The organism is Telluribacter humicola (genome assembly GCF_017355935.1).
GTDB lineage: Bacteria > Bacteroidota > Bacteroidia > Cytophagales > Spirosomataceae > Telluribacter > Telluribacter humicola.
Genome location: NZ_JAFIQT010000003.1, coordinates 600,400 through 614,284 on the forward strand (window position 1 = coordinate 600,400; position 13,885 = coordinate 614,284).

9 protein-coding genes and 1 pseudogene are annotated in these 13,885 nt (G+C 49.5%); 2 read left to right on the plus strand and 8 right to left on the minus strand.

The features are described from left to right. Window positions 1-43: 43 nt before the first annotated feature. The 6 genes and pseudogenes from JUB14_RS17865 to JUB14_RS17885 all read right to left on the minus strand — a co-directional run bounded on the left by JUB14_RS17865 (window position 44) and on the right by JUB14_RS17885 (window position 6,120). Entirely contained in the window at window positions 44-385 is a 342-nt protein-coding gene (locus JUB14_RS17865) for an ArsR/SmtB family transcription factor (protein WP_207507966.1), read from the minus strand. A 107-nt stretch (window positions 386-492) separates the two neighbouring features. Next, window positions 493-972 (minus strand): Dps family protein, encoded by a 480-nt coding sequence (locus JUB14_RS17870; RefSeq protein WP_207507968.1) that lies wholly within the window; start codon window positions 970-972, stop codon window positions 493-495. A gap of 150 nt (window positions 973-1,122) precedes the next feature. Next, on the minus strand, window positions 1,123-1,575 hold the full coding sequence (gene arsN2 / locus JUB14_RS28140) for an arsenic resistance N-acetyltransferase ArsN2 (RefSeq protein ID WP_374757821.1): 453 nt from the start codon (window positions 1,573-1,575) through the stop codon (window positions 1,123-1,125). A gap of 51 nt (window positions 1,576-1,626) precedes the next feature. Further along, window positions 1,627-2,454: pseudogene (locus JUB14_RS28145) on the minus strand (arsenite methyltransferase); the annotation flags it as partial. Window positions 2,455-2,555: 101 nt separating this feature from the next. Then, window positions 2,556-2,882 (minus strand): ArsR/SmtB family transcription factor, encoded by a 327-nt coding sequence (locus JUB14_RS17880; protein WP_207507972.1) that lies wholly within the window; start codon window positions 2,880-2,882, stop codon window positions 2,556-2,558. Window positions 2,883-3,042: 160 nt separating this feature from the next. Further along, entirely contained in the window at window positions 3,043-6,120 is a 3,078-nt protein-coding gene (locus tag JUB14_RS17885; RefSeq protein WP_207507975.1) for a WD40/YVTN/BNR-like repeat-containing protein, read from the minus strand. A 288-nt stretch (window positions 6,121-6,408) separates the two neighbouring features. On the opposite strand from JUB14_RS17885, the gene JUB14_RS17890 reads away from it, so the two are divergent. Next, window positions 6,409-8,928, plus strand: a complete 2,520-nt coding sequence (locus tag JUB14_RS17890) for a TonB-dependent receptor (protein WP_207507977.1) — start codon at window positions 6,409-6,411, stop codon at window positions 8,926-8,928. Between the two features lie 55 nt (window positions 8,929-8,983). On the opposite strand, the gene JUB14_RS17895 is transcribed toward JUB14_RS17890, so the two are convergent. Then, a complete protein-coding gene (locus tag JUB14_RS17895; RefSeq protein ID WP_207507979.1) occupies window positions 8,984-10,354 on the minus strand; it encodes a methyltransferase RsmF C-terminal domain-like protein in 1,371 nt (456 codons plus the stop codon). A 3-nt stretch (window positions 10,355-10,357) separates the two neighbouring features. Further along, window positions 10,358-11,956, minus strand: coding sequence for a M28 family peptidase (locus JUB14_RS17900; RefSeq protein ID WP_207507982.1), 1,599 nt, complete (start codon window positions 11,954-11,956; stop codon window positions 10,358-10,360). A 379-nt stretch (window positions 11,957-12,335) separates the two neighbouring features. Here JUB14_RS17900 and JUB14_RS17905 point away from each other — a divergent pair, with 379 nt between their 5' ends. Next, complete coding sequence (locus JUB14_RS17905; protein ID WP_207507984.1) at window positions 12,336-13,796, plus strand: TlpA family protein disulfide reductase; 1,461 nt, start codon at window positions 12,336-12,338, stop codon at window positions 13,794-13,796. The last annotated feature ends 89 nt before the right edge of the window (window positions 13,797-13,885 follow it).

Below are 13,885 nucleotides of genomic sequence, written 5' to 3' on the forward strand. Positions count from 1 at the left end.
TAAACGTCTGTATTTATTAAACGAATGGGTACTTTAGGCAGGGCTAACAGCAGTTCTGCACCTGCTGACGGCCACCGTCCAGCCGGATGTCGAAGGCTTCAAAAAGGGTCCGGAACTGATCGTACGTATCCCAGTTGATGCAGTAGCAGGAGGTTTTTCCTTCGATCTCGCCCTTGATCAGCCCTGCGTTCTTTAGCTCTTTCAGGTGCTGCGACACAGTAGGCTGCGCCAGAGGAAGCCCCTCTACTATCTGACCACAAATGCAGGATTGCTTCTGGGCCAGTATCTTCAGAATAGCAATACGGGCCGGATGCGACAGGGCTTTGGCAAAGTCTGCCAGTTGTATCTCATCCGCATCAAACTCAGATTTCTTATTAGTTGCCATCTACTACCAATTATATATCGCAAATATACGATGGATGATGTTTAAAAGAAATACTAACCGGTAGTATCACTCTCATTCGGTTAGGATCTGGTTATTAGAGTATATTTTTAGCTATTGAGGTAGGACGAATACATCCATACTTCTTTTTCCTGCTCACGGATATAGTCACTCATCAGGGCATTGGTACCTTCGTCGTCGGCTTCGCCCGAAAGCGTCAGTAGCTCGCGCTGTAGGGTGATAATAGCCTCGTAGCCTTCAAGAATATACTGAATGGCTTCCTTTCCGTTGCTGATATTCTTCTTCTCCTGAATTCGCGACAGGGACAGGTAGTCAGTATAGCTATGTAGGGGTGTGTGACCCAGCGTCAGAATCCGCTCAGCGATTTCATCATTCTTGAGCTGCAGGTTGGTGTATAGCTCCTCGAACTTCGCGTGTAGTTCAAAGAACTTCTCGCCCTTGATATTCCAGTGGAAACCACGCGTATTGATATAGAATACCTGATAGTTGGCCAGGAGTTGATTGAGTTTATCTGCTAACTGGCGGCTCTTCTCCAGGTCGAGGCCAATGAAGGATGTCTGGGATTTCATAGTAAGGTAGTTATTAGTGCTTTTAGGTGTGAACAAAGATTTTTATGGCAATGAGTTATTGCTGCCACTACACCATAACAACTTCCTTTGAGGAGAATAGTTCTGATCCTTTGTATTCTAAATCAGCCCTATTCTTCCCTATCACTACTATTAGCAGCATCCACTATTGGGCGTGCAGCAGGAGTTCTGAAGATCTGACAACCGCACCCTTGGCTTCTCGAGCCGACTGTGCATGGTTACGGCTGTACTAGGGCATAGACCGCTAAACTGCTGCGTACTCCGGATAGCCGCCGGTATGGCCTCGCGATCCACCCGAGCGTAGCCCTGCTTCTCAAAGTACCTGTCGGCCGTGGTCGTGATCAGGTACACGTCCTTGATGCCGTTGAGCTTTGCCTGCTTGAGCAGGTCGTTGGTGAGGCGACGGGCTATGTGGTAGTTTCGGTAGTCTTTATGTACTACCACCGAGCGTAGCAGGGCATCCGTACCGTATACTTCCAGACCGGCTACCCCTACCAGGGCACCGTTAGCACGAGCCAGCAGGAAGTGAGGCAGCTCAGGATTTAGGTCGTCGGTAGGCAGATTCTCCGCCTGCAGCAGATTCACTACTTCCTGAAAGTCTCCGGCTGTGGCCGTTCCGATTTCCAGCTCTACCTCCGCCGATAGACTAGGCTTCTCGGCGTATACCGTGATGCTCTCGATACCCGTGCTACCGGTCCGGAAAGCGGCTATCTCTTCCGCGGAAAGGTACTTCTGCAGAATATCGTCCGGCAGGTAAATAGGCTTTTGCTTTTGTAGGGTGATATTCTCAAAGCCGGCTTCCTCAATAAGCCGCAGGTACTCCTCCTTAGCGATGGCTCCGGATACGCAGCCCGCGTACATCTCAGCCGCCTCCCGCAGGTGCTCCGGTAGCTCGCCCAGCAGTACGATATCCGATATGCTGAAATGGCCGCCTGGCTTGAGCACCCGGAATATCTCGGCAAAGACATTCTGCTTGTTAGGTACCAGGTTCAGGACGCAGTTGCTTACGACAACATCGGCTACGTTGTCATTAACGGGCATGGCCTCAATGTCGCCCTGACGGAACTCCACATTATGGAAGCCCAGCTTTTCGGCATTGGTACGAGCCCGCTGGATCATCTCTTCCGTAAAATCGATACCGATTACCTTGCCCTCCGCACCGGTTTCGTAGCGCGCTACAAAGCAGTCATTACCCGCTCCGGAACCCAGGTCTATCACCACGTCACCTTTCTGGATCTGAGCAAACTGGGTGGGCAGGCCGCAGCCTAATCCCAAGTCGGCTTCGGCCACGTAACCGTCGGACTGGGTGTAGTCGTCGGCCATAATCTTGTATACTTCCTGGGAGATAGGACCGGCGCCGCAGCAGGAAGCGGCATTCAGGGAAGGATCCTGCTCGGCAATCTGGGCGTACTTCTGACGCACGATTTCTTTCAGGGCCTGGTCGTTGTTGTTCAAGTTGTTCATGGCTAATAGATGTTTGTTAGTTGTCAGAATTTAGTTATTAGGTTTTAGGTATTAGCTTATTGCTTCTATTGTAATATTACGATGATTATGGGTAAAATTTTTTAGCAGCAACCGGCTGCTATATACTTGTCAAATACTTTACCAAATGCCTGTCTCGCCTCTTCCCACACATCATCATTGATGCAGTAGCATACCCGCGGAGGATTGATGTCGCCCTTGATGATCCCGATGCGCTTCAGCTCTTTGAGGTGTTGCGACACCGTCGCCTGCGAGAGGGGTAGCACATCCACCAGATCCCCACAGATGCAGGCTTTCTTCTCCGCCAGCAACCGCAGGATCGCCACCCGGGCCGGATGCGCAAAAGCCTTGGCCAGCTCAGCTATCCGGTTGTCTTCGGCGGTGAATTCTTCGGTCTTAGTCGCTCCCATTTATGTACGCTTATTCAATTAATGATCCAAAGGTAAGCCCTTTTTTATTAATCGCAATATTACGATGGATATTTTTTTTCAAATATCCATAAAAAATAAAGCGGCACCAGGTGATCCCAGTGCCGCTTTCCAACTTAAATAAATAAAACAGAAGCTAAACCTACTTCACCTCTTCCAGTCCCAGCTCTTCCTCCATGTACTCCTCCCACTCTCCGGGGGTAGACGGAATAGCCGAACCGGGTATTACCGACCTGCGTGAGGGGCGCTTTTCGGGAGCTTTGATGTTCAGTGTCTTCTCAGTTTTGGCGCCGGAAGGCGACGTGATAACTACTTTGTAAGTACCGGGGCGCACGTACAGGTTCTTGTCTTCAGCAGCTTCCAGCTTTACCTCCTTATCTTGCCCTGAGCCTGACGAAGTAGCCTGCCTTGAGCTTGTCGAAGGGTTCTTTTTTGTTTCATTCAGGTACTGCTCGTAGGTGGCTTTGGCACTTTCGTCTACGGTGAGGTTCCAGGTGGCGTAGTTGAGGCCCGCTTCACTGTCGTCGGTGAGGGTTCGCAGGGTAAGGCCTTTGTCCGTCTGGATACTGATGGTACTCTTTCCGGCTGACTTCACGTAGTAGGGTATCTGGTACTGCTGAGGCTTGGTCTCCTCATACCGGCTCACTCTACCCCAGCGCTCGCTCTGCGTCACAGGTTCCAGTGCGAAGGCGTATACATCTTTCTGGCGGAGTGTATCGGCTAGCTGCTGTACCAGGCTCACGTCGGCTACGTAGATCGAGCGTCCGTGGGTACCTACTACCAGCTCCTTGTCGCGTGGGTGAACCAGCAGGTCATGTACGGCTACGGCAGGCAGGCCACTGCCCATACGCATAAACGAAGTACCTTTATCTAACGAAATATAGACGCCGTGGTCGGTACCTACGTACAGGATGTTGGCATTGGCGGGATCTTCCTTTACCACGTTGACAGGCTCGGCGGGCAGGTCAGTACCAATAGCCTTCCAGGTCTGGCCGTAGTCGGGCGAGGTGTACAGGTACGACTTGAAGTTGTCGCTGCGGTAGCCATTCAGCGATACGTAGACGGTACCTTCGTCGTGGGCGGAGGCTGCTACGCGGCTTACCCACAGGTTTTGGGGCAGGGCATCAGAGATTTTGGTCCAGGTGTAGCCACCGTCTTTAGATACATGTACCAGTCCATCGTCGCTACCGGTGTACAACAGGCCAAAGCGCTTCGGCGACTCATCAATGATGGTAAGCGTACCGTAGGGAACGTCACCTTCCTTACCGCCTCTGGTGAGGTCGCCGGAGAGGGTCATGAACGTTTCGCCCTTATCCATACTCCGGTGAAACTTGTTGGAGCCAAAGTAGACGATATCCTGATTGTGCCGCGACAGGTGAATCGGTGCCTGCCAGTTAAAGCGAAGCTTGGGGTCGCCGATTTCGCGGGGCATCACCAGCCGCTTCATGTTGCCGTACCCGCTGCGGTTTTTGTCCTGGCGGAAGTAGTTACCAAACTGAAAGCCGGTATAGACGGTGCTGTTGTCGCGCCAGTCTACCTGTACCTGCATTCCGTCACCGCCCATAATAGACTTCCACTCCGGCATCGGTCCTTCTTCGCGGGGCTTGGAGGTACCATACCACACGCCATTATCCTGCAAGCCACCGTACACGTTGTAGGGCTTCTCCATATCTACCCCAATGGCGTAAAACTGCCCCACGGGAATCGGATTGAGGTGTGACCAGTGCTTGCCGCCGTCGTAGGTCAGGTTGAGCCCACCATCGTTCCCGTCCAGCATGTGGTTAGGGTTGTTGGGGTTGATCCAGAGCGCGTGGTGATCGGCGTGTACATTTTCCCGGTCCAGACTCTTCCAGCTCTTGCCTCCATCTTCCGATAGCAGAATAGGTACCCCGAATGTAACAACCCGATTCGGATCATTCGGAGCTACGAATATCTGCCCAAAGTAGTAGCCAAAGGTATAGACCATGTCCAGGGGCTCGTCGTGGGTCTTTTTCCAGGTCTTGCCGCCATCATCAGAGCGGTATACTTCGGCCCCTTTGATAGGAGCTGATATAAGCTCATCATTGGCACCAGCCACAAAGTCGTAAAGGTCTTTAACTTTCAGCTTACCGCTGCCTATGTCAGTCTTAAGCTGCTTGGCGGAGTTCTTTTCGGGGAATCCGCTCTTGTCCAGAAACTCGTTGATGATCAGGTCGGGTAGCTTCATAAACTGCTCCACGGTCATATCCCGAAGCTGCTTAGTGGTCAGCCCTTCCTCCTCTTTCTTAGTCTCGGTTTGGCGACGATCCTGATTATCCACAAAAGCGTACATGATATTGGGGTCACGCGGGTAAATATCCAACCCGATACGTCCTACGCCTTCACCCTGCGGGAAGCCGCTGGCGGGGGTACTCATGAGCTGCCAGGTACTTCCTCCGTCGGTAGACTGGTAGATGCCCGAAGTCTTGCCGCCTTCCACGAAGTTCCAGGCGCTGCGCTCCTTGTGCCACATGGAGGCATAGAGTAGATTAGGATTGGTAGGATGAACGTCCAGATCAATGGCTCCTGTCAGGTTATCTACGAACAGCGTCCTGGTCCAGGTGCGTCCGCCATCGGTGGTCTTGTAGACGCCGCGCTCACTGTTGGAGCTGTATAAATGGCCTGCTGCTGCTACCCAAGCTATATTTGGGTCGGTAGGGTGCAGAATAACTTTCCCGATGTGGTGTGTTTCTTCCAACCCTAGATGCTGCCATGTTTTGCCACCATCCGTAGATTTATAGACACCATCACCCGCATACGAAGAGCGGCTCGAGTTGTTCTCTCCGGTACCTATCCAGATGGTCTGTCCGTTGGTCTTCCAGTCTACAGCTATATCCCCAATGGTCATAGTAGATTGCTGGTCAAATAGCGGGGTGAAGCTCATACCATTGTTCTCAGTCTTCCATAGTCCGCCTGAGGCATAGGCTACATAGAAGTGAGTAGGATTGGTCTCGTTCACGTCCAGGTCTACAACCCGCCCACTCATGTTGGTGGGTCCGATGGATCTGAACTTCACATTACTTACCAGGGACGCCGCATCCAACTTTTTACGCTGCTCATACCCGGCCATTCGATCTGCTGCCGTAGTCGAACCCAGGCTTGACACCGGCGGTACAGCATCCTTTCTCTTCTTTTTCTGGGCACTTACACCCATTGATACACCTACCGACAGAGCCAGTGTATACAGTAATATTTTTCTCATCAGAGGATGATTAGCTTAGTTAATAGTCTGAAGAAGTTGTTCTGACAAAAGTAGAAAAGCAACGCTTATAAACAGGTGTCTGTTCCTGATTAATATATCCGCTTCATAACCTGGATCAGGGCTTTCTCAACCCTGCAAAATAGTATATAGAACTACTATACGCAGCTTTTTTGGCACATGTTTTTTACCCCTAGGCATACTATCTCCTCCTCATTATTAACCATTTACCTACACAAGAGGTACTTTTTACTGACAACTAGATCATTAGCCTTAAAAAACAACCCACTCATGAAGCTCATGCATTGTATACTACTTCTAAGTGCCGCTCTGCTATCTGTAGGAACAGCTTACGCCCAGATTCCTGATGATGAGCAGTCACCCGCCCCCTCTCCGCAGACTACTACCACACAGTCGACAGCAGGAGAAATAACCGGTCGGCTACTGCACGAACAGGATGGAGAGCGGCAACCCGTTCCATTTGCCAGTGTGGCACTTTTCAAGACCAGCGATTCCTCAGCGGTAGCTGGTGCTATCACCGACGAAAAAGGATTTTTCACGATAACCGGTATACCCGATGGTAATTTTTACATGCTTATCCAGTCACTAGGTTTTACAACGTTTCGCAGGGAGAATATATCTATCTCGCCGGGAGCGCCCAGTGTTCAGCTAGGAACTGTCATGCTGAAACAGAATGCCCGACAACTGGAGGAGGTAAATGTAACGGGCCAGAAAGCGCTGGTAGAGTACAATCTTGACCGGAAGGTAATCAACGTGGACCGGCTGCCAGCTACCCTCGGAGGTAGCGCACTGGATATTATGCAGAATGTACCTTCGGTAACGGTGGATATGGATGGTAACCTGAGCCTGCGGGGTAGTGAGAACGTCATTATTCTGGTCAATGGTAAGCCATCTGGCCTCACCGGGCTGGATCGCCAGGCTATTCTGGAACAGATACCAGCCAGCAGTATTGAGAGCATTGAGGTAATCACAAATCCCTCGTCCAAATACGACGCCGACGGAGCTGCCGGTATACTTAATATAATCCTGAAAAAAGAACAGTCAAGTGGCTTTAACGGAACTGCTCAACTCAACGTAGGTACCCGCGACAAGTACAATGCGTCAATCAACCTGAACAACCGGGTTAATGAAAAGCTGAATCTGTACACGAGCTATAACTTCCGGGATGTGCGTCGATTTAACTACCGGATTATGGATCGCGAAAACTTCCGTAACGAAGAGCTGCGGTATCTTGAGCAGCGCACCGATGGAATCAGCCGGGATCTGAACAATAACTTGCGCTTTGGTTTTGACTGGGATGCTACTTCTAAGTTTGCCCTTACCGGCTCTATTATGTACCGTCCTGAGTACGACCGTGACCGTGATCAGACTATTTATAATAACTTTGACCTGAACCGCCAGTTGTCACAGCGCATTGTCCGGAGCAACGACGAGGAAGAACGCGAGGCGGGCTTTGACTATCAGTTGGGCATACGCAAGAAGTTCGCCAAGCCCAAACGACTGCTGAGTATGGATGCTACCCTGGCTACCTCCAATGGTACCGAAGTAGCCTTATTTAACCAAAGTACATTTGGTGCCAACGGCCTGCCTTCGGACCCAGCCTTGCAGCAGCGGAATACCCGCACCAACAACAACCGGATCGGCGTAATACAACTTGACTTCCTGGAACCGCTCAAAAACAACGGAAAGTTTGAAACCGGTCTTAAGTATACCAACCGCTACCTCGACGGAGATTTCCTGTTCGAGAATCGCATTGGAGATGTATTGATGTGGCAGATTGACGAGCGGCTCACAAACAACTTTATCTATGACGAACATACCAGTGCCGCTTACGCCAACTTTGGTACCGAAATGAAAAAGTGGAGCTACCAGGTCGGTCTTCGCTTAGAAAACACCCTCTTAAATACAGAGCAGCGTACAACGGGAGAAAGCGCGCAGCAGAACTATACCTACTTGTTCCCCAGCGCTTTCCTGAACTATGATATCAGTAAGACTCAGAAGATGCAGGTCAACTATACGCGTCGTATCAACCGTCCCTGGGTACGGGCCCTGAACCCGTTCGTTGACCTATCGGACCCGCTTAACATTAGCTATGGTAATCCTAATCTACGTCCGGAGCTGATTAATTCTTTTGAGTTGAGTCACCTGTGGTATGGCAAGAGTACCTCACTGACTACGTCGACCTTCTACCGGGCTAGTACCGATGATGTGACCCGCTATCGCCGCTTACGTGAAGATGGCGTAACTGAGCAGACGTTCCTGAACCTGGCCCGTTCCTACTCGTACGGTATCGAGCTGGTGGCGAATCAGGATATAGTGCGCTGGTGGAAAGCCAATGGTAACTTCTCCTACTTTTTCCGGAGTATCATAGGCGGTGATCCTGACCTACCCAATGTACTTACCCAGACCAACCGTAGCTGGACCGCCCGTGTCAACAACAGCTTTACTTTTGCCAAAGGCTTTGACGGACAGCTTAGCGTCAACTATCGCTCACCATTCATCATCCCACAGGGGGAGATACTAGGATTCTTTAACGTAGACTTCGGCATGAAGAAAGATGTCATGAATGGCCGGGGTACTGTTAATCTACGGGTGAGTGATATATTTAATACCCTGAAGTTCCGCATCCGTACCTACGGTGAAGGCTTTGAGAGCTATATGCTGGGTAAGCGCGAAACGCGGATTGCCTTTATTGGGTTTACGTACCGCTTTGGGAAGCAGATTAAGCAACTCCAGCGCGAACGCGAACAGCGTGGCGATGGCGGCGACGGAGATATGGAAGACTTCTAAAAGAAAAAGGAACGCTCGGGGCGTTCCTTTTTCTTTTATATAGTAAGTAAAGTAACTACACTTCCCGAATATCCATCCGGATGCGCCAGTCCTTGGGCAGGTAGTTGTTCATCCGGTTACCCAGGTTTTTCATCCAACCCAGATTAAGGCCCCGGTGCCGGGCCAGCAGCCAGCCTTTGGGGGCATCGGGCAATACCAGATTTTCTTTTTTTAGAAACTGAAGGCTCAGATCCCGATCCAGCTCCACGTAAGGCAGATCGGTAGAGATGTCGATACTCAGTGCCAGCGGATGAGCCGGTATAAAGTCTTTGCCTTTGAACTGCCCGATCTCCCGCATCCATACCCCCTGGGGTAAGATTCTATCCATCATCAGCAAATCCTGACGCAGGGAGGCCGGTGCCATCAACACAGTATCATCCGGGCGCTGCAGGTAGAAAAACTCGTCCGCGTTTTCCAGCCAGTCACTCATAGCGGCTTCCTGCCTCTTGCCGAGGGGAATCAGTTTGGTAAAATTACGCTGTTGCTTACCCTGAAAACCTAGCCCCCTCACCTGACGGAAAGCCGCGAAGTAAAAGCCTTCACCGCGTACCAGGTGTGGGTACATCTGGTAACCAATGCCTTTGTTGACGACATCCCATTCCGCTGGCAAATCCAGCTCAACGGGCGTCAGTCCCTGCTCACGGGCCAGCCATTCGGCATTCTGCTCGTTTTCAAATTCATTATAAGTACAAGTACTGTACAGCAGCAGGCCACCAGGTGCTACCAGCTTCACCGCTGCCGCGAGTATACGGCGCTGCCTCGACGAACACATCTGCACGTGATCTACCGACCATTCATTCACCGCATCCGGATCTTTCCGGAACAGCCCCTCGCCCGAGCAGGGCGCATCGACCAGTACCACATCAAAATATCCGTTCATACCCACAAATGACTCCGGATCATAGCTACTGGTGAAGGTATTGGAGTAGCCCCAGCGGTCCAGGTTTTCTTTCAGGATAGTGACACGGCTACGTATTACTTCGTTGGCCAGCAGCAGACTTCCCTCCGGTAGCCAGGAGGCCAGCAGGGTACTTTTGCCGCCGGGCGCGGCACTCAGGTCCAGGGCTTTGAGCGGGTGCTGACGTGGGAATACCTGACGAAGTACCTTCTCCAGTACCATGGAAGAGGCTTCCTGTACGTAGTACCCGCCGGCATGAAAGACAGGGTCCAGCGTGAATACCGGCCGCTCGGGCAGGTAGTAGCCCTGCGGGTGCCACAGTACCGGACTCAGCCCGGTGGCTACGTCGCCTTCCGCAACCGGTTTGGCCGGATTCAAACGGATACTAACAGGCGGCTCCGTTGCCAGAGCCGCCCTAAAAGCTTCAAAGTTATCACCCAGCTGAGCTTGCATTCGTTCCCGAAACGCTTCGGGCAGATGTACAGCCATGGCTTAAGGTTTATTGCTATCTACTACGATGCGGGCGTCACGATTGGCTAGTTCCCATGCCGTATGGAACACCAGTTTCACAATAGGCGCCTGCTTGTCGAACATGATCTTCTCCACATCATCCGTAGGACGGTGGTAGTCTTCGTGTACTCCGGTGAAGTAGAAGATAACCGGCACGCCCTTCCTCGCAAAGTTGTAGTGGTCCGAGCGGTAGTAGAAACGGTTCGGGTCTTTGGGATCGTTGAACGTATAATCCAGCTTGTAGTTGACGTACTTGCTGTTGGCCGCTTCGCTGATGGCGTGCAGCTCCGACGACAGCTTGTCTGAACCGATTACGTACACGTACTTCGGATCGTTTTCATGAGTCTTATCCACCCGACCGATCATGTCGATGTTCAGGTTGGCGATGGTGTTTGACAGGGGCAGCAGCGGGTTCTCAGAGTAGTACTCCGATCCAAACAGCCCTTTCTCCTCCCCTGTCACCGTCATGAACAGGATACTCCGGCGAGGGCCGTTTCCGGCTGCTTTGGCCTGGCTGAATGCTTCGGCCAGTTCCAGAATGGATACGGTACCCGAGCCATCATCATCCGCTCCGTTATTAATCTGTCCGTCGGGTGAGATACCAATGTGGTCCAGGTGGGAGGTTATGACCAGTACCTCGTCTTTTTTGTCAGTACCTTCCATGAAGCCTGCCACGTTCTCCGTCTCGATGATCTCGTTGGCGCGCTCCGCTTTCAGCATTACACTACCCGCAGGACGTCCCTTGGTCACTGTCTTACCTGACTTGTTGATATCCTGCTTCAGTTTATCCAGGTTTTTGGTGCTGGTCTTGAGCAGCTCGGCAGCAATCTCAGGCGATACGGTGAAAGCAGCGGTATTACTCAGCGATTCCTCGATAGGCTTCATGGTCATAGAGTTGATCCGACGCGCCATGACCGAACGCTGACGTACCTCCTGATCAAACTCTGACCCACTATTATCAGAGATAATAAATACGTACTTGGCTCCTTTGTTCAGGGCCGTAGCTACCTTGCGCTGCCACGAGGAGGGGCCACTCCAGTTGGATCTTTCCGCGCCACCGCTTATGAGGTAGTTGTCTTTTTCATCCTTCGGCTCTCCGTCAAATACCACTACGGCTTTACCCGATACGTCCAATCCATTGTAGTCGTTGTACTTGGTGCCGTCAATCCCGTAGCCCGCCCATACGGTAGGTACAGTTACCTCGCCGGGGGTACTCAGCAGGCCACTCAGGTAGAAATCTTTATTCAGATCGTACTTCTGACCGCCTGCTTTCACGTATACATCGCCCCAGCCGCGCCGGTATAGCTTGTACTTCTGGTAGTATGATTTAGAACCGTCCGCTTCGGTAGCGATGGGGGTCAGGCCGTACTGTTTGAAATGCTTCGATACATAATCAGCCGCTTTCTTTTGACCCGGTGAGCCGGTATCACGGCCTTCCAGACTATCCGAAGCTATTATTACGAGGTGTTTCTTGAGGTCAGCCGGAGTAATGGTGGCGGCGTACTTAGAGGCCACATCCTGCGCCTGCGCTACGGTAGCCACCGTAGCCAGCATACCCGCCCAGATTAGTTTTTTGTTCATTGATAGGTGTTGTATCGTCTTAAATAGTATACAAACGCTGAAAACCAGTTCTTCGTTTGTTTAACAAATAAAGTAAAGCCGCAGGCGAATGCAAAATAAAGCATCGGGTACTTGGGTTTACCTGCCTATCTGGCATAACAACAACCACTCCATTATTAAAAGGAACGGATAAGGCATATTTAAAGTAAGAAAGATAAATCTGAGGTTTCTGTTAAGCAGAAATACAATAGCTATGGAGAGGTAGTAAAGGAGGCTCTTCGGTAATAGGAGATAAGTCCCACAACGGTAAAAAGTTAAAGTATCTTAAAATAGTATAGTTCATAGTAATGTATATAGGAATTTGCACCATATTGATTCAGCTTTTACAATCACATAGCACATGAAATCACCCATTTCAATTCTCTGCACGATCATTTCCATCCTCTTTGTTGCCAGTTGCATTTCTTCCTCGAAAGAGGATAAAACCGAATTAAATATCTCTTCTCATGAATATTCTGGAATGGAGGTGTTTCTATCCATAACCGGGGAGTTACCTTCTGGACCTAAAGAAATTCATAAGTCTCAGATTGATTCCTCAGGGCGTGCAAGAATTGAATTTATCCATAAGGACACCCTCCATGCACAATTGGTAGTTGGTGACTATGAATTCTTCACGACCCTGTACTTAGAGCCAGGATCTACTATCGAACTTACGATTGAGAATGGACTCCCTACCTTTGAAGGGGATTTGAAAATCATCAATTCATATATCAATAAAATTAATTTAACCCAAAGAGATGGACAGAAATATGTAAACGCAAATTATTCGAGATATAAAACTGCATCTTCATTAGAGCAACAGGTGTATTTTGATAGCCTGAAAACATTTGGCGCAGAATTAAAAAAGCAGATAGAAAGAGACAATTCTATTTCAGATCACTATCGACAAATATTAATCGATTATTTTTCTCTTTTTGAAATTACTCAACGCTTGCATTTTGACGCACAAGTCGATAGGGATGAGATAAACATCAAGGGTAGAAGTGTCGTTTTAGATTCAACCTTGTCTAATGCGTTTGAAGATTTCAGCTTACAGCCTGAGTACATTAAGTATCCAAATTACAGATGGTACATAGAGATGAGGTTGTGGCCAATATTTTTTAGCATCTTGAACTACCGTTACGAAAATGGAGTAAAAACAGGGGAGTATGAATACATTAAGAGAGCGGTGGTCAGAGACGAGAAATTGAACGATTATCGGGAGCTGCTAATGGCTATGTTTATAGCTCAAATGTCACATAGCGAGGAGATGGATTATAGTTTAGGATCAAAGCTTGTATACTCGTTTAAAAAGGATTATCCACAATCAAAGTACTTGACCGAGTTGGAATATATGCTTACCGACTTCTATCAGTTAAAAAGTGGGATGCCTATGAAGGACATAGAAATGCATGATACGAATGGAAAAGCATTCAGCGCTTCCAGCCTTAAAGGAAATCTTGTATACATTGATGTGTGGGCAACGTGGTGCGGGCCATGTGTAGATGAATTGAAATATTCCAAAAAGCTATCGAAAAAATATTCAAATCATCCAGATCTAAAATTCCTTTATGTGTCAATAGATGAGGATGGGGAGAGATGGAAGAAATTTTTGAGAAAAAATGTACAAATTAAAGGATTACACGGTCTACAAAACTCTGAGTTTGTAGCAGACTCAAACATGATTACTAGTTTGTATAAAATCAGTGGAATTCCCAGATACATCCTGATTGATAAAAAGGGAAATATAATAACTGCTAACGCCAAACGTCCGTCGGAATTAGTATCTAATAATTACCTGGATTCTCTTTTGGCTCTCTAACTAAAATAACCTTGGGTAGGTAAAGCTTCCTTAAAGAAAAAGGCAAAGTCCGGCGAGTCACATCTTTGTGGTTTCTGCCATTGACGGCG